Origin of the sequence: Pseudomonas sp. P9_31, from assembly GCF_034008235.1 — a bacterium.
Taxonomy (GTDB): domain Bacteria; phylum Pseudomonadota; class Gammaproteobacteria; order Pseudomonadales; family Pseudomonadaceae; genus Aquipseudomonas.
Genome location: NZ_CP125375.1, coordinates 5,856,804 through 5,871,805 on the forward strand (window position 1 = coordinate 5,856,804; position 15,002 = coordinate 5,871,805).

A 15,002-nucleotide genomic window follows, 5' to 3' on the forward strand; every position below is an offset into this window, starting at 1 on the left:
CAACAAACCACGGCCGGAAATGGCCGTGGACTGACTCGACCATTAAGAAGACTGGATGAAAACCCGCGACCGGATTCTCGAATGTGCCCTGCAGTTGTTCAATCAGAAGGGTGAACCGAACGTGTCCACCATGGAAGTTGCCAACGAAATGGGCATCAGCCCGGGCAACCTCTACTACCACTTCCACGGCAAGGAACCGTTGATTCTCGGGCTATTCGAGCGCTTCCAGGCCGAACTGACGCCCTTGCTCGATCCACCGTCCGATGTGGAATTGGCACCCGATGATTACTGGCTGTTCCTGCACCTGATCATCGAACGCCTGGCCCACTACCGGTTTCTGTTCCAGGACCTGTCGAACCTTGCCGGCCGCCTGCCGAAACTGGCCAAGGGGATCCGCAACCTGCTCAATGCATTGAAGCGCACTCTGGCTTCATTGCTGGCACAGTTGAAGGCTCAGGGTCAGCTGGTCAGTGACACCCAGGCGCTGGGACAACTGGTGGAGCAAATCACCATGACGTTGCTGTTCTCGCTGGACTATCAGCGGATTCTCGACCGTGAAGGTGAAGTGCGACTGGTGGTGTATCAGATCATGATGCTGGTGGCGCCGCACTTGCTGCCACCGGTGAAAGTCGCGACCGAGCGGTTGGCGTTGCAGTACCTGGAGGAGCACGACTAACCCTGTGGGAGCGGGCTTGCTCGCTCCCACATTGGATCTGTGGCGTTCTTTAGAATGTGTGTGCAAACAAAAACGCCCGACCTTTACAGGCCGGGCGCTTTTTTGAGTCCTGAAAATCAGGACTGACTGGTTGGCGCCGGAGCCGGCGCGGCAGTCGGGGTTACAGCAAGGGTCGGCGCAGTGCCGGAGTTTGCCGTACTGACCGGGGTTGCCGGCTTGGCGGCAGCCGCTGCCGGTTTCGGTGCAGCCACTTTCGGGGCTGCCGGCTTTTTCACTGCAGGCTTCTTCGCAGCAGCGGGTTTAGCCGCTGCGGTTTTAGCTGCAGGTTTGGCCGCCAGTTTAGCAGCAGGTTTGGCGGCTGGTTTAGCGGCCGCTTTGGCTGCAGGTTTCGCCGCGGCAGTTTTGGTCGCCGGTTTAGCGGCAGCCTTGGCCAATGGTTTGGCAGCGCTTTTGGCTGCAGGTTTGGCCGCCACGGTTTTCGCCGCAACAGGCGCAACCTTGGCACCGGTGAGTTTTTCGATTTGCTTGGTCAACGTATCGACCTTGCTGTGCAGTGCTTTGACTTCATTGCGGCTCGGTACACCCAGGCGCGAAATGGCACTGTTCAGGCGCTTGTCAAAAGCCCCTTCCAGCTCATCCCACTTGCCCAGTGCGCGATCTTTCACGCCGCTGATGCGCGACTTGGCCGACGAAGCGGAGTCCTTGGCGGCATCGACTTTCTTGCCGACAGCACTCTTGGTGAGCTTCTCGGCCTTCTCGCCGTCCTTAACCAATGCATCGAAGAGCTTGCTACCGTCAGTGTCGATCTTCGAGTACACGCCTAAACCAGCCAGCCAGATCTTGCGGGAGTAGTCTTCGACCTTCCCGATCCACGAGCTGCCTTCTTTTTCAGTATTCTTTTTGCCAGCCATCCCGTTCTCCTTAAGATTTACGCGCGACACGTTCGAGCAATGCTGTCAGCTCATCGAGCTTAGCAGAGAGTGTCTCAACGTCATGTTTAGACGGAATGCCGATACGATTCAAGGCACTTGCGATGCGCGTATCGAAAGCCTTCTCGACTTTGTCGAGTTGAAGTTCAACTTTGCCTTTGAAAGTGCTCACTTCACTCTTGGCTTCATCGATCTCGGCATTGGCCGCTTCAAGCTTCTCAGTGACGACTTTTTTGCCTTTCTTTTCAACAGCTTGACCAGCCTTGATCAACTCTTGAACGTACTCGCTGCCCTCTTGACCGACCTTGGTGTAAGCACCCAGGCCTGCCAGCCAGATCTTGCGGGCATACGATTTGACGTCGCTCGGAGCGTTAGTCTCGACGTCGACTTTTTTCTTCAAAATAACTTTGGCCATGGTGCACCTCACGCGCAGAAGGGTTGAGGAACTGCCCGCAAAGAGTCGGGCTCAGGCACAAAGTAGTGAGAATAATTAGAAACGGCACCCTAACAAGTGACATAACCCTTTGGGCACACCACAAACAAATGTGGGAGCGAGCCTGCTCGCGAAGAGGCAGGCACATTCAACATTGATGTCGACTGAAAGACCGCTTTCGCGAGCAGGCTCGCTCCCACAGGGATCGCATTTCACAAAAAGAAGTGGATCAGGTCAGTGCTTTATCGAGAGCCCTTTCGATTTCCGATTTGATGGTGCCGCTCATGGCGGACATCAACAGGCCCAGTTCAACGTCGACCCTGATCGAGTCCTCGCCCACATGCACCGCGCCTTTCACACCGGAACGTCTGAGGTTCAGGGTGTCGCCGGACCACTGTGGCTCCAGGCCATATTGATCGGACAGTTTCTGCGCCAACTTGTCGGCCTTCTCGCGGGCCGCTTCCTTACCCAGGCCGTGGGCACGCTCAACACTAATACGGGCCATCGAATGACTCCTGCTTTATGAATACTTCCTGAAGCATCTTGACCGGTGCTGCGTCAAAACGTCCCGGTGGTTGCCTATCTTACCTTCAGCCTTGCCAAGACAAAGCAGGCCACCGGGATTAGAATGTCCCGCATTCTCTTTTGGTGACAGCGATATGACTGATCAGCGCAAAGGCAGCGATGCCGAACCCACCACTCACTTCGGCTTCAAAAACGTTCCGGAAAGCCAGAAAGCGGAAAAAGTCGCTGAGGTTTTTCACTCGGTAGCCGCCAAGTACGACTTGATGAACGACCTCCTGTCGGGCGGCATGCACCGTCTGTGGAAGCGTTTCGCGATCGAACTGTCGGGCGTGCGCCAGGGTAACCGCGTACTGGACATCGCCGGTGGCACTGGTGACCTGACCAAAAAGTTCTCGCACCTCGTTGGCCCGACTGGCCAGGTCGTTCTGGCCGACATCAACGAATCCATGCTCAGGGTCGGTCGTGACCGCCTGCTGGATCTGGGTGTGTCCGGCAACGTCGAATTCGTCCAGGCCGATGCTGAAAAGCTGCCGTTCCCGGACAATCACTTCGACTGCGTGACCATCGCTTTCGGCCTGCGCAACGTGACGCATAAAGAAGACGCCCTGCGCTCGATGCTGCGGGTGCTCAAGCCCGGCGGCCGTCTGCTGGTGCTGGAGTTCTCCAAACCGACCAACGCGCTGATGTCCAAAGCCTACGACGCCTATTCGTTCGCCTTCATGCCGCTGATGGGCAAGCTGATCACCAATGATTCGGAAAGCTATCGCTACCTGGCCGAATCAATCCGCATGCACCCGAACCAGGAAACCCTGAAGTCGATGATGGTCGAGGCCGGTTTCGACCGCGTGACTTACCACAACATGACCGCAGGCATCGTCGCCCTGCACCGCGGCATCAAGCCCTGATGTTGCTGGCCGGCCTGCTCGCCAGCGTTGAACTCGGTTTGAACCGGGTGCTGCGTCTCGACAGCACGGCACTGCCGCGGCTGGCGCATTTGAGTGGCAAGGTGATAGCCGTCGACTGCCGCAGCCCGACGTTGCAACTGTTCATCCTGCCCAGCGATGAAGGCCTGATGCTGGCGTCCCACTGGGAAACCGGCGCCGACTGCACCTTGCGCGCACCGGCCTCAAGCCTGCTGAAGCTGGCGACGAGCAAAGACAAGACGTCGGTCCTGCATACCCCGGAAGTCGAACTCGACGGCGACAGCGGCGTGCTGCTGGAACTGGCGGCGACCCTTCAGGACCTCGAGCTGGACTGGGAGTACGAACTCTCACGCTGGCTGGGTCCGGTGGCCACGCAACTGGTCGGCGGTCATCTACGCAGTCGCGCCCGCTGGTATCAACAAGGGTTCGCCAGCCTGAACCAGAACCTGGGCGAATACCTGGCCGAAGAATCGCGCGCCCTTGTCGGTCAGCGCGAAGCCGAAGCCCGTTTCAGTGAACTGGACCAGATCAAGCTCGATCTGGAACGTCTCGAGGCGCGTTTCGAGCGCCTTTCCCGATCCCTCGACCCAAGCGATAACGCATGAAGCTGCTTGCCGTCCGCCGTTTGTTGCGCATCCAGCGCGTCGTGATCCGCTACCGCCTCGATGACCTGCTGTTCGCCCTGCCGCTGCCCTGGTTTCTGCTGGCGCTGCGCTATGCCTTGCCGTGGCGCTGGTTCCCGCGCAAGCCGCTGGACCTGAGTCGTGGCGCGCGACTGCGCCTGGCCTTGCAGGACCTGGGGCCGATTTTCATCAAGTTCGGCCAGATTCTCTCGACGCGCCGCGACCTGCTGCCCGAAGACATCGCCGATGAGCTGATGATGTTGCAGGACCGCGTGCCGCCGTTCGACTCGCAAGTGTCGGTCCGGCTGATCGAAGAGCAGCTCGGCAAAAAGATCAGCGAAGTCTTCTCCCGCTTCGACGTCGAACCTCTGGCCTCGGCCTCGGTGGCGCAGGTGCACGCCGCACAGCTGAAGACCGGTGAAGAAGTGGTGGTCAAGGTGATCCGCCCGGGGCTGAAACCGATCATTGCTCAGGATCTGGCATGGCTGTTTATCCTCGCCCGAGCAGCGGAAAAGCTCTCCGCCGACGCCCGCCTGCTGCACCCGGTGGACGTGGTCAGCGACTACGAAAAAACCATCTACGATGAACTCGATCTGCTGCGCGAGGCGGCCAACGCCAGTCAGTTGAAGCGTAACTTCGACGGTTCGCCGCTGCTTTATGTGCCGCAAGTCTATTGGGACTGGTGCCGGCCGAAAGTGCTGGTGATGGAGCGCATCTACGGCATTCAGGTCACTGACCTCGCGACCCTGGCCGACCAGCGCACCGACATGAAAATGCTCGCCGAGCGTGGCGTGGAGATCTTCTTCACCCAGGTGTTCCGCGACAGTTTCTTCCACGCTGACATGCACCCCGGCAACATCTTCGTCAGCACCGTGCAGCCATGGAGCCCGCAGTACATCGCCATCGACTGCGGCATCGTCGGCAGCCTGACCCCGGAAGACCAGGACTATCTGGCACGCAACCTGTTCGCGTTCTTCAAGCGTGATTACCGTCGCGTTGCGCAGTTGCACATCGATTCGGGCTGGGTGCCGGCGGAAACCAAACTCAACGAATTCGAAGCGGCGATCCGCACGGTGTGCGAGCCGATTTTCGAAAAACCGTTAAAAGATATTTCCTTCGGTCAAGTGCTGATGCGCCTGTTCCAGACCGCCCGCCGCTTCAACATGGAAGTGCAACCGCAGTTGGTATTGCTGCAAAAAACCCTGTTGAACATTGAAGGCCTGGGTCGTCAGCTGTACCCGGACCTCGATCTGTGGAACACCGCCCAGCCGTTCCTCGAACGCTGGATGCGCGAGCGCGTCAGCCCCAAAGCCTTGATCGGCAATGTGCAGAGCCAGTTCGAGCAGATCCCGCACCTGGCCAACATGGCCCGCGACCTGCTCGAGCGCATGTCCCAACCCCACGCCAACGCCCCGCCCCCCCCTTGGCACAAGCGCAAGGACGACTGGTTCCTGCGCCTGCTCGGCACCGCTCACCTGGCGGGTGGCACGATACTCGCAGCCGGTGGCCCGTTGCACGAACTGGGGCATTGGCCCGCCGGAATCATGGTGGCGGTCGGTTTGTATCTGGTCGTTCGCCGATAGCCAGAGCCCCCCCACGCTGGCACACTGTTTCAACGCCTGGGCTTAGCTATTGAAGTAGAGCCCGCTGTCGGAGTCGAAGATGAAAAACTGGCTGGACGAGATCAAGTGGGACGCCGATGGCCTGGTGCCGGCGATTGCCCAGGATCACAAGACCGGACGCGTCCTGATGATGGCCTGGATGAACCGCGAAGCACTGCAATTGACCGCCGCCGAGAACCGTGCCATTTACTGGTCACGTTCCCGTGGCAAGCTGTGGCGCAAGGGCGAAGAGTCCGGCCACGTGCAAACCCTGCATGAGATGCGCCTGGACTGTGACGCTGACGTGATCATCCTGATGGTCGAGCAGATCGGCGACATCGCCTGCCATACCGGCCGTCAGAGCTGCTTCTACCGCGTCTTCGAGAACGGCGACTGGAAAACCGTCGACCCGGTTCTGAAAGACCCGCACGCTATCTACTCCGCAGGACATACCCATGAGTGACACCCTGACCCGTCTGGCCCAGGTGCTGGAAGAGCGCAAAGGCGCCGCCGCCGACAGCTCGTATGTTGCCAGCCTGTACCACAAAGGCTTGAACAAGATTCTGGAAAAAGTCGGCGAAGAGTCGGTCGAAACCATCATTGCCGCCAAGGATGCCGCCATCAGCGGCGACTGCAGCGATGTGATCTACGAGACCGCCGATTTGTGGTTCCACAGCATGGTCATGCTCGCCCAACTGGGGCAGCATCCACAGGCTGTACTCGATGAACTGGACCGTCGCTTCGGTCTGTCCGGACACGCCGAGAAAGCCTCTCGCCCGTCCGCCTGAACAACTATTAGAGAGGAACGCAACATGGGCATTTTTGACTGGAAACACTGGATCGTCATCCTGGTTGTCGTGGTGCTGGTGTTCGGTACCAAGAAACTGAAAAACCTCGGCACTGACGTCGGCGAGTCGATCAAGGGCTTTCGCAAGGCCATGAACGACGAAGAGAAACCGGCCGACCCGACTGCGACTCCGGCCCAACCGGTTCCGCCGACCCAGCCACAGGCCACGACGTCTGTGAACCCGCCGCACACCATTGACGTGCAGGCGCAAAAAGTCGAAGAGCCGATCCGCAAAGACTCGTGAGCACTGACTAATGTTTGGTATCAGCTTCTCTGAACTGCTGCTCGTCGGCCTCGTCGCCCTGCTGGTGTTGGGCCCCGAGCGCCTGCCGGGCGCTGCGCGCACCGCCGGCCTGTGGGTCGGGCGACTGAAGCGCAGCTTCAACGCGATCAAACAGGAAGTTGAACGTGAAATCGGTGCCGACGAGATCCGCCGGCAACTGCACAACGAGCACATTTTGTCGCTTGAGCAGGAGGCGCGGAAGATTTTCACGCCGACTCAGCAGGAGGCTACTGCGGTTCAACCGGTTGAGCCGGTGATGGAGCAGACGATTCATGCTCCGGTAGCTGCAGAACCTGTACCTGTTGTTGCAACGACGCCAATTGAACCTGTTGCTCCTGCCGCCGCGCCGACAACGCCGGCGCCTCACGACACCACTTTGCCGCCGCGAGCCCCATGAGCGATCTCCCTGAAAACGACCAGCACATGCCGCTGGTTTCGCACCTCACCGAGTTGCGTACCCGTCTGCTGCGCTGCGTAGCGGCGATCTTCATCATCTTCGCCGGGTTGTTCGCCTTCACCCAGCAGATCTACACCTTCGTCTCCACGCCGCTGCGCCAGTACCTGCCGGCCGGCGCGACGATGATCGCCACCGACGTGTCGTCGCCCTTCCTGACGCCGCTGAAACTGACCATGATGGTCTCGCTGTTTCTGGCGATCCCGGTGATCCTGCATCAGATCTGGGGCTTCATCGCGCCGGGCCTGTACAAGCATGAAAAGCGCATTGCGGTGCCGTTGCTGGTCTCCAGCATTTTGCTGTTTTACACCGGCATGGCCTTCGCCTATTTCCTGGTGTTCCCGCTGATCTTCAAGTTCTTCGCCGCCGCCACCCCGGCCGGCGTGGAAATGATGACCGACATTACCAGCTACCTCGATTTCGTCATGACGCTGTTCTTCGCCTTCGGCGTGGCGTTCGAGATTCCGGTGGCCGTGGTGCTGCTGGTGTGGATCGGCGTGGTCAATGTCGCCTATCTGAAGAAGATCCGCCCGTATGTCGTCATCGGCTGCTTCGTGGTCGGCATGATCCTGACACCGCCGGACATCTTCTCGCAGACGCTGTTGGCCGTACCGATGTGGTTGCTGTTCGAGATCGGAGTCCTGTTCGGCAGCCTGATCAGCAAACGTGGTGAGCACCCGGACGAAAAACCGGCTGACGATCACAACGACCAGCCGCCAGCGACCCAAGCGTGAACCTGCTGCTCCTTGAAGAGGCCGACTTCATTGCGGCCGACCGGGCGATCCTGCGTGATCGACGGTTGACTCATATGCAGGAAGTCCATCGTTCCGTTGTCGGCGACAGCCTGCGGGTCGGGCGTATCGGTGGGCTGATGGGCTCGGCTGAATTGCTGCGCCTGGACGCCGATGAAGCCGAGTTGCGTATCACCCTCGACCAGCCTCCACCGGCCAAGCTGCCACTAACCCTGGTACTGGCGCTGCCGCGACCGAAAATGCTCCGTCGAGTGTTCCAGACCGTGGCCGCCATGGGTGTGCCGCGAATCGTGCTGGTGAACAGCTATCGTGTCGAAAAGAGCTTCTGGCAAACCCCGTTCCTGGAGCCGGAAGCGATTCGCGAGCAATTGATCCTGGGGCTTGAACAAGCCCGGGACAGCGTGCTGCCAGAGGTTGTTATCGAGAAGCGCTTCAAGCCCTTTGTCGAAGATCGCCTGCCAGCGATCACCGAAGGCACCCTCGGCCTGGTCGGCCATCCCGGCAACTACCCGCCCTGCCCCCGCGGCCTGAACGAACCCGTGACCCTGGCCATCGGCCCCGAAGGCGGCTGGATTCCCTACGAAATCGACCTGCTGGCCAAGGCCGGCCTGCAACCGGTTCAGCTTGGCGAGCGCATCCTGCGGGTCGAGACCGCCGTCACTGCGTTGCTCTCGCGTTTGTTCTAACCCCTCCAGATCACACCTCCCCCCGTAGGAGCTGCCGAAGGCTGCGATCTTTTGATTTTTAGAATCAGGATCAAAAGATCGCAGCCTTCGGCAGCTCCTACAGGATCGTGCCTTGGCGCCTACAGATTCCCGTCTACCCGCCGATACAGTTCCCATAAAACCGATTAATGGTCCGAGGGAGTAGCAGCATGTACCGATGGCTGGCCGAGAAACTGGGAAACGTAAGCGTCAATCGCAAGCTGGGTGTCGGCTTTGGCCTCGTGCTGCTCATGACTCTCCTGATCACCTTCACTGGCTGGAATAGCCTGAGCAGTGTGATCAGTCGCGCAGACAAGCAGAGTCACATCGCCAGTCTCAACGACTTGAGCAAGGATTTGCGAACCGCCCGTGTCGACTACGAAATGCGCCGTGGCGAACAAGGTCCGGCAGCCGTCAGCGAACTCCTGGGCAAGCTCGATGATGGCGTACAGGTCGCCCTCAAACTGTTTGTGCGCCCTGTGAATCAGGAAATGCTCAATCAGCAACTGGCCACCATCGGTGAGTACAAACGCGCCTTTACCGACATGACTCAAGCGACGCAGAACCGCGAATCGGCCCGATCCAAGCTCGGCGCCACCGCCGACAACGCCGTGGCCAGGGTCGCAGAAGTCGAAAAGTCCTTGCTGCAAGGTGACAGCGTCGTTCAATTCAACAGCGTGGTCGAGCTGAGCAAACTGATCCAGCAAGCGCGCTTCCAGGTTCGCGGTTACACCTACAGCGGCAAGGTCGAAGCCGAGCAACCCGCACTGGACGCCATCGACAACGCCCTGAAAAACCTTGAAAGCCTGCCGGGCAAACTGCCGGAACAGCACACCGCCAACCTGCAACAAGCCACCGAATCGCTTAAGGGCTACCGCGCCGCTGTCAGCCAGTTCCGCGACTCGCAGGTGGCCAGCGCCACAGCCCTCAAGAAGATGGTGGATCAAGAGATCCGTTTGAATGACCTGAGCGCACAATTGATCCGCTCGCAAACCGAGAGCCGTGACCAAGAGACGGCCCAGGCGAAAAGCACGCTGATCATCGTGACCGTCCTGGCGTTAGCGTTTGGCCTGCTCGCCGCCTGGGTCATTACGCGGCAGATCGTCGTTCCACTGCAACAGACTTTAACAGCTGTCGAACGTGTCGCCTCGGGCGACCTGAGCCATAACCTGGAGGTCACTCGCCGCGACGAGCTGGGTCAATTACAAAGCACCCTGCAGCGGATGGTCGTCAGACTGCGGGAACTGATCGGCGGCATCAGCGATGGCGTGACGCAAATCGCCAGCGCCGCCGAAGAACTGTCCGCCGTCACCGAGCAAACCAGCGCCGGGGTCAACAGCCAGAAGGTCGAAACCGATCAGGTGGCCACCGCCATGCACGAAATGACCGCCACCGTGCAAGAAGTCGCGCGCAACGCCGAGGAAGCGTCCGAAGCCGCCGTCGCCGCCGACCAGCAGGCCCGCGAGGGCGACAAGGTCGTCGGCGAAGCCATCGCCCAGATCGAACGCCTGGCCCTCGAAGTTGGCAATTCCACTGCTGCCATGGCCGACCTGAAGCGCGAAAGCGACAAGATTGGCAGCGTGCTCGACGTGATCAAATCCGTGGCCCAGCAAACCAACCTGCTGGCCCTCAACGCCGCTATCGAAGCCGCCCGCGCCGGTGAGGCCGGACGCGGTTTTGCGGTGGTCGCTGACGAAGTCCGCAGCCTGGCCCAGCGTACCCAGAAGTCCACCGAAGAAATCGAAGAGTTGATCGTCGGCCTGCAAACCGGCACTCAGCAAGTCGCGACCATCATGGACAACAGCCGCACCCTGACCGACAGCAGTGTCGAGCTGACCCGCCGTGCCGGTGGCTCGCTGGAAAGCATCACCCGCACTGTGTCGGCGATCCAGGCGATGAACCAGCAGATCGCCGCCGCCGCCGAGCAACAGAGCTCGGTGGCCGAAGAAATCAACCGTAGCGTGCTGAACGTGCGTGATGTGTCCGAGCAGACCTCGGCCGCCAGTGAAGAGACCGCGGCCTCCAGCGTCGAGCTGGCGCGGTTGGGGACGCATTTGCAGATGCTGGTGGGCAGGTTCAAGGTTTGAGGTGATACGAGTGCCTCGGTTCGCTTTGGACCGAGGTGATGCCATCGCGAACAGGCTCGCTCCCACATTGATCAGCGCTGAACACAACATTTGTGTATGACGCATAACCCCTGTGGGAGCGAGCCTGCTCGCGATGGCGGTTCGACAGGCGCTGAATCTATAGAACCTGCCGCAAAAACGCCTGCGCACGCGGATCTTTCGGCGCATCGAAGAATTCGGCCGGTGAGGCGTCTTCCAGCAGTTTGCCGTGATCGAAGAACAGCACCCGATCCGCCACTTCCCGGGCGAAGCCCATTTCGTGGGTGACGCAAACCATGGTCATGCCTTCCACGGCCAAGGTCTTCATTACATCCAGCACTTCACCGACCATTTCCGGGTCGAGCGCCGAAGTCGGCTCATCGAACAGCATGACCTTCGGCTCCATGGCCAATGCCCGGGCAATGGCCACACGCTGTTGCTGACCACCGGACAGCCGCGATGGAAACTCGTGGGCCTTCTGAGCGATACCGACCTTCTCCAGCAACGCCAGGGCCTTGGCCTCGCGTTCCTTCTTGCCGCGCTTGCGCACGACTTTCTGGGCCAGGCAGAGGTTCTCCAGCACGGTCATGTGCGGGAACAGATTGAAATGCTGGAACACCATGCCGACTTCACGGCGGTAGGCGTTGACGTCGGTTTTCGGGTCGGCCAGTTGCAGGCCGTCGATGCTCACCGAGCCGGAATCGAATTCTTCCAGACCATTAAGGCAACGCAGGAAGGTCGACTTGCCGGAGCCGGACGGACCGATCACCACCAGCACTTCGCCCTTGGCCACTTGGGTGGTGACGTTATCCACCGCGCGAACTACATGGCCGCGGGTGTCGAAGACTTTTATCAGATCGCGGACTTCAATCACTTTGCGCGAGCCTCCGCTCAAGCCGGCTGGCGATTTTCGACAGCGGGAGATTGATCAACAGGTACAGCCCGGCTACGCAGAACAGGATTTCGAACGGCGAGAACGAGGTAGTGATGACTTCGCGGCCGCTTTTCAGCAGTTCGGTGATGGCAATCACCGACACCAGCGAGGTGTCCTTGACCAGACTGATGAACTGCCCAGCCAGCGGCGGCAGCACGCGCTTGAACGCTTGCGGCAGCACTACGTGGCGCATCGACTGGCCGGCACTCAGACCCAGCGAACGTGCGGCTTCGTTCTGGCCGCGTGCAATTGATTGCACGCCGGAACGGATGATCTCTGCCACGTAGGCGCCGGTGAACAGCGACAAGGCGGCGATCCCGGCGAACTCCCGGGAAAGGTTCATCACGGTACCGATGAAGAAGTAGAAAATGAAAATCTGCACCAGCAGCGGCGTGCCACGCACCAGTTCGACGTAGATCGTCGAGAGGTCGCGCAGGGTCGGGTTGTTCGACAAACGGCAAAGGCCGGTGGCCAGGCCGATCAGCAACCCGAGCACGCCAGATACCACCGACAACCACAACGTGGTCCAGAGCCCCCACATCAGCGGTCCTGCGGCCCAATGGCGGGTCACACCGATGACGTCGCCTTCAGCCACGTCATCGCCTTGGGCGACTTGCAGGCTGTTGTCGTCAACGATCACCCGCTGCTCGTCTCCGGCGTCATTGCGCAGAGTGACTTCGGCTTCATCGCCCTTGCGCACCAGTTCGCTGACGGTGGAGATGTCGGCGGCGCGCAGGGACTCTTCGGCGTGGTAGGCGAAGTACTGCGGCACGCGATTCCAGCGCCATTCGTAGGACATCAGCGAGGTGGCGTAGTACAGCGCACCGGCCAGGCCGATCAGCATCAGCACGGTTAATACGTGCCACGGCCATTGGGCTTTTTTCTGTTTCATTGGGTTTGCAGGTTCCGAGTTTTGTGTCGCCAGGAAGGCCGTCTTCGCGGGCAAGCCCGCTCCCACATTTGATCTTCAGTGAATACAGATTCTGTGTTCGACCGAGATCCAGTGTGGGAGATTCTATGGTTGAGGGGAAGCCCTCAACCGGCTTTTGGTTGGTATTCGCTCTGCCCTTTCAGCAGAGCGAATACGATCCGAGCAAGCTTGCGAGCCAGTATCACCAGCGCCTGAGTGGTGCTGAAGCCTCGAGCTCTTTGCTCTTCGTAAAAGCCTTTCCAGGCGGGCGTACGGCTGGCCGACATGGCTGCATTGTGCAAAAGCCGGCGGGCTTCCGGGTCACCTCGCTTGGTCAGACTCCGACGACCATCCTTTTGTCCTGACTTCGACACGCGCAGATCCATTCCCAGGAAGGCAATAAAGGCATCCGCGTTTCTGAAGTCGCCCCGCTGAAACGCCGTGAGCAAGCGGGCTCCGGTCAAAAAACCAATGCCTTCAACTTTCACGCAACGCTTCAACTGACTGAGCAAGCCGGCTTCCTTCAGATGATCATTAATCGTCTTTTCGACCAGCGCCTCAAGCTGCTGCATGGATTTCACTTGCTCGGCGAAAGCTGTCTTCAACAGCGGCTCATTCGCCCAGCTTTGCACCAGGCCGACCCGCGCCTGAACCAAGGCTGCGCGACGACGGAAGAGGCTCAGGAGCTGGCGGTACAGCGGTGATGGCGGGGTCCACGGATGAAGATCATCACCTTCGTTCTTCAGATAGCGAGCGAGCAGCCTGGCATCCAGCGCATCGGTTTTGGCACGGATATTCACCCCTTTGCGGTAATGGCTGAGCTCATAGCCACCCACCATGTAAATCGTGCAGCCGGCCTCATAGGCCAGATCAGCGAACTCCAAGTGATAGATATTGGTCGATTCAATAGCTACCGCGACTGTCCCTGGCAAGGCCTTCAACCACGTCTTGATGGCTGCTTTGTTGTTGGGAATCTCTTCAAGCAGGTCAAGTTCGGCGTGATAGATCACCAGTTCGTTCTTGGCGACATCCACACCTACGATCGGCTGTGTGACAGAAACCGGCATTGCCATTGTATTTCCTCCGGGATATGGTTTTGAACACTTGAAGGGCTCACCCAGAGGCGCAGGCTTGTTCCTATCGTCGGTCTAGCCAGATGCATTCTTTATCGGCGCTTGGGTGAAAGGAGGAGGGGCGAAATCTCCCACGGATCTGTACTGCGTCAACAGTCAGAATCGGGCTTTGTCCCTCCTCCTCCCTTCAAGTCCTACCATACAAGCGGGCTTGCTCGCGAATGAGGCGACGCGGTCTATCTGACCGGTCGCCGTCCGTCACCCTTATTCCATATCCTTGAGCCAGGCGGTGTCCTTGAACCACTTGTCATGGATGCGATCGTAGGTGCCGTCTTCGTGGATCTGGTGCAGGAAGTTGTTGATGAAATTGATGCTGTCGTAGTCACCCTTCTTCAGACCAAAGGCCAGCGGCTCGTAGGTGAACGGCTTGTCGAGGAACAGCAGTTTGCCGTTGCCGACCTTGTTCACCGCCACGACGTTGTACGGCGCGTCGTAGATGAAGGCATCGGCCTTGCCGTTGACCACGTCGAGCACGGCTTCCTGCTCGTTGTCGTAACCGTGGTACTTGGCTTTGGAGATGAGTTTTTTGGCGACCATTTCACCGGTGGTGCCGAGCTTGGAGGTGATGCGGTAGTCGGCGGTGTTCAGGTCTTTATAGGACTTGATGGTGCCTTCCAGCTCCTTGCGAATCAGCAGTGTCTGGCCGACCACGATGAACGGTTCGCTGAAGTTCAGGCGCAGGTTGCGCTCCTGGGTCAGGGTCATGCCGCTGCCGATCATGTCAAACTTGTCGGTGAGCAGGGCCGGGATGATGCCGTCGTATCCGGTGGAAACCAGTTCCAGCTTGACGCCCATGGCCTTGGTCATGGCTTTGAGGATGTCGACTTCGAAGCCGATGATCTCGCCGCGCTTGTTGGTCATTTCGAACGGCATGTAGGTCGGGTCCATGCCGACTTTCAGCGTGCCGCGCTTGACCGCCTCATCGATGGCACCGGCCTGCGCCGCGCTGACTGCAACCAATGCCGTGACGCCGACCAGCAGCATCGCCAGATACTTCTTCATCATCAAGTCCCCAAAACCATCACGTTGTGAGGCGCGCAAACCACGGGTTTCCCTCGGAAAACCGGCAGATACGAACAGAAAATTGTCCGGGCGCACCAATTCGGGGACGGATGCTAACGCACTCGGCCGTTTGCACAAGGGTTTTACAGAGGATTTTGATCAACACAA

Annotated in this window: 18 protein-coding genes and 1 pseudogene; 12 read left to right on the forward strand and 7 right to left on the reverse strand. The window is 59.4% G+C overall.

Features of this window, described 5'->3' with window-relative positions; genetic code table 11:
• Window positions 1-55 precede the first annotated feature (55 nt).
• Window positions 56-676, forward strand: a complete 621-nt coding sequence (locus tag QMK51_RS26375) for a TetR/AcrR family transcriptional regulator (RefSeq protein ID WP_258697947.1) — start codon at window positions 56-58, stop codon at window positions 674-676.
• 116 nt (window positions 677-792) lie between these two features.
• On the opposite strand, the gene QMK51_RS26380 is transcribed toward QMK51_RS26375, so the two are convergent.
• From QMK51_RS26380 to QMK51_RS26390, 3 genes are all read right to left on the reverse strand, one after another.
• Entirely contained in the window at window positions 793-1,587 is a 795-nt protein-coding gene (locus QMK51_RS26380; RefSeq protein WP_320392503.1) for a phasin family protein, read from the reverse strand.
• Window positions 1,588-1,597: 10 nt separating this feature from the next.
• Window positions 1,598-2,020, reverse strand: coding sequence for a phasin family protein (locus QMK51_RS26385; RefSeq protein WP_258697949.1), 423 nt, complete (start codon window positions 2,018-2,020; stop codon window positions 1,598-1,600).
• 247 nt (window positions 2,021-2,267) lie between these two features.
• A complete protein-coding gene (locus tag QMK51_RS26390; protein ID WP_258697950.1) occupies window positions 2,268-2,543 on the reverse strand; it encodes a polyhydroxyalkanoic acid system family protein in 276 nt (91 codons plus the stop codon).
• A 154-nt stretch (window positions 2,544-2,697) separates the two neighbouring features.
• Between QMK51_RS26390 and ubiE the strand changes: the two genes are divergently transcribed.
• The 11 genes and pseudogenes from ubiE to QMK51_RS29100 all read left to right on the forward strand — a co-directional run bounded on the left by ubiE (window position 2,698) and on the right by QMK51_RS29100 (window position 10,837).
• The gene (ubiE, locus tag QMK51_RS26395; RefSeq protein ID WP_258697951.1) at window positions 2,698-3,468 is read left to right on the forward strand and encodes a bifunctional demethylmenaquinone methyltransferase/2-methoxy-6-polyprenyl-1,4-benzoquinol methylase UbiE; all 771 of its coding nucleotides are present in this window, start codon (window positions 2,698-2,700) and stop codon (window positions 3,466-3,468) included.
• Complete coding sequence (locus QMK51_RS26400; protein WP_320392504.1) at window positions 3,468-4,091, forward strand: SCP2 domain-containing protein; 624 nt, start codon at window positions 3,468-3,470, stop codon at window positions 4,089-4,091. The genes ubiE and QMK51_RS26400 overlap by 1 nt, the downstream gene beginning before the upstream one ends.
• A complete protein-coding gene (gene ubiB, locus QMK51_RS26405) occupies window positions 4,088-5,692 on the forward strand; it encodes a ubiquinone biosynthesis regulatory protein kinase UbiB (RefSeq protein WP_320392505.1) in 1,605 nt (534 codons plus the stop codon). Before QMK51_RS26400 ends, ubiB begins: the two co-directional genes overlap by 4 nt.
• Before the next feature lie 79 nt (window positions 5,693-5,771).
• The gene (gene hisI / locus QMK51_RS26410) at window positions 5,772-6,173 is read left to right on the forward strand and encodes a phosphoribosyl-AMP cyclohydrolase (RefSeq protein ID WP_007936797.1); all 402 of its coding nucleotides are present in this window, start codon (window positions 5,772-5,774) and stop codon (window positions 6,171-6,173) included.
• On the forward strand, window positions 6,166-6,498 hold the full coding sequence (locus QMK51_RS26415; protein WP_007899279.1) for a phosphoribosyl-ATP diphosphatase: 333 nt from the start codon (window positions 6,166-6,168) through the stop codon (window positions 6,496-6,498). Before hisI ends, QMK51_RS26415 begins: the two co-directional genes overlap by 8 nt.
• Before the next feature lie 24 nt (window positions 6,499-6,522).
• Window positions 6,523-6,801, forward strand: a complete 279-nt coding sequence (locus tag QMK51_RS26420; RefSeq protein WP_018929163.1) for a twin-arginine translocase TatA/TatE family subunit — start codon at window positions 6,523-6,525, stop codon at window positions 6,799-6,801.
• A 10-nt stretch (window positions 6,802-6,811) separates the two neighbouring features.
• A complete protein-coding gene (gene tatB / locus QMK51_RS26425; protein ID WP_258697954.1) occupies window positions 6,812-7,237 on the forward strand; it encodes a Sec-independent protein translocase protein TatB in 426 nt (141 codons plus the stop codon).
• On the forward strand, window positions 7,234-8,028 hold the full coding sequence (gene tatC / locus QMK51_RS26430; protein ID WP_018929165.1) for a twin-arginine translocase subunit TatC: 795 nt from the start codon (window positions 7,234-7,236) through the stop codon (window positions 8,026-8,028). Before tatB ends, tatC begins: the two co-directional genes overlap by 4 nt.
• Window positions 8,025-8,732, forward strand: a complete 708-nt coding sequence (locus QMK51_RS26435; protein WP_320392506.1) for a 16S rRNA (uracil(1498)-N(3))-methyltransferase — start codon at window positions 8,025-8,027, stop codon at window positions 8,730-8,732. Before tatC ends, QMK51_RS26435 begins: the two co-directional genes overlap by 4 nt.
• 269 nt (window positions 8,733-9,001) lie before the next feature.
• Window positions 9,002-9,982: pseudogene (locus QMK51_RS29095) on the forward strand (methyl-accepting chemotaxis protein); the annotation flags it as partial.
• Complete coding sequence (locus tag QMK51_RS29100) at window positions 9,974-10,837, forward strand: methyl-accepting chemotaxis protein (protein ID WP_413817548.1); 864 nt, start codon at window positions 9,974-9,976, stop codon at window positions 10,835-10,837. The pseudogene QMK51_RS29095 and the gene QMK51_RS29100, both read left to right, overlap by 9 nt.
• A gap of 157 nt (window positions 10,838-10,994) precedes the next feature.
• Here the strand turns inward: QMK51_RS29100 and QMK51_RS26445 are convergent, their stop codons facing one another.
• The 4 genes from QMK51_RS26445 to QMK51_RS26460 form a co-directional block, all read right to left on the reverse strand.
• Window positions 10,995-11,729, reverse strand: coding sequence for an amino acid ABC transporter ATP-binding protein (locus QMK51_RS26445; RefSeq protein ID WP_320392508.1), 735 nt, complete (start codon window positions 11,727-11,729; stop codon window positions 10,995-10,997).
• Window positions 11,722-12,681 (reverse strand): amino acid ABC transporter permease, encoded by a 960-nt coding sequence (locus tag QMK51_RS26450; protein WP_258697959.1) that lies wholly within the window; start codon window positions 12,679-12,681, stop codon window positions 11,722-11,724. The genes QMK51_RS26445 and QMK51_RS26450 overlap by 8 nt, the downstream gene beginning before the upstream one ends.
• A gap of 143 nt (window positions 12,682-12,824) precedes the next feature.
• Window positions 12,825-13,772, reverse strand: a complete 948-nt coding sequence (locus QMK51_RS26455) for an IS110 family transposase (protein WP_320390752.1) — start codon at window positions 13,770-13,772, stop codon at window positions 12,825-12,827.
• A gap of 264 nt (window positions 13,773-14,036) precedes the next feature.
• The gene (locus tag QMK51_RS26460) at window positions 14,037-14,834 is read right to left on the reverse strand and encodes a transporter substrate-binding domain-containing protein (RefSeq protein ID WP_258700803.1); all 798 of its coding nucleotides are present in this window, start codon (window positions 14,832-14,834) and stop codon (window positions 14,037-14,039) included.
• Between the last annotated feature and the right edge of the window lie 168 nt (window positions 14,835-15,002).

Excerpts from the sequence above, each read along its gene's own strand:
- QMK51_RS26380 (WP_320392503.1), bottom strand. The coding sequence starts at position 1,587 with ATGGCTGGCAAAAAGAATACTGAAAAAGAAGGCAGCTCGTGGATCGGG.
- QMK51_RS26460 (WP_258700803.1), bottom strand. The coding sequence starts at position 14,834 with ATGAAGAAGTATCTGGCGATGCTGCTGGTCGGCGTCACGGCATTGGTT.
- QMK51_RS26420 (WP_018929163.1), top strand. The coding sequence starts at position 6,523 with ATGGGCATTTTTGACTGGAAACACTGGATCGTCATCCTGGTTGTCGTG.
- ubiE (WP_258697951.1), top strand. The coding sequence starts at position 2,698 with ATGACTGATCAGCGCAAAGGCAGCGATGCCGAACCCACCACTCACTTC.
- tatC (WP_018929165.1), top strand. The coding sequence starts at position 7,234 with ATGAGCGATCTCCCTGAAAACGACCAGCACATGCCGCTGGTTTCGCAC.
- hisI (WP_007936797.1), top strand. The coding sequence starts at position 5,772 with ATGAAAAACTGGCTGGACGAGATCAAGTGGGACGCCGATGGCCTGGTG.
- QMK51_RS29100 (WP_413817548.1), top strand. The coding sequence starts at position 9,974 with ATGGTCGTCAGACTGCGGGAACTGATCGGCGGCATCAGCGATGGCGTG.
- ubiB (WP_320392505.1), top strand. The coding sequence starts at position 4,088 with ATGAAGCTGCTTGCCGTCCGCCGTTTGTTGCGCATCCAGCGCGTCGTG.
- QMK51_RS26390 (WP_258697950.1), bottom strand. The coding sequence starts at position 2,543 with ATGGCCCGTATTAGTGTTGAGCGTGCCCACGGCCTGGGTAAGGAAGCG.
- QMK51_RS26400 (WP_320392504.1), top strand. The coding sequence starts at position 3,468 with ATGTTGCTGGCCGGCCTGCTCGCCAGCGTTGAACTCGGTTTGAACCGG.
- QMK51_RS26415 (WP_007899279.1), top strand. The coding sequence starts at position 6,166 with ATGAGTGACACCCTGACCCGTCTGGCCCAGGTGCTGGAAGAGCGCAAA.
- QMK51_RS26455 (WP_320390752.1), bottom strand. The coding sequence starts at position 13,772 with ATGGCAATGCCGGTTTCTGTCACACAGCCGATCGTAGGTGTGGATGTC.
- QMK51_RS26375 (WP_258697947.1), top strand. The coding sequence starts at position 56 with ATGAAAACCCGCGACCGGATTCTCGAATGTGCCCTGCAGTTGTTCAAT.
- QMK51_RS26385 (WP_258697949.1), bottom strand. The coding sequence starts at position 2,020 with ATGGCCAAAGTTATTTTGAAGAAAAAAGTCGACGTCGAGACTAACGCT.
- QMK51_RS26450 (WP_258697959.1), bottom strand. The coding sequence starts at position 12,681 with ATGAAACAGAAAAAAGCCCAATGGCCGTGGCACGTATTAACCGTGCTG.
- tatB (WP_258697954.1), top strand. The coding sequence starts at position 6,812 with ATGTTTGGTATCAGCTTCTCTGAACTGCTGCTCGTCGGCCTCGTCGCC.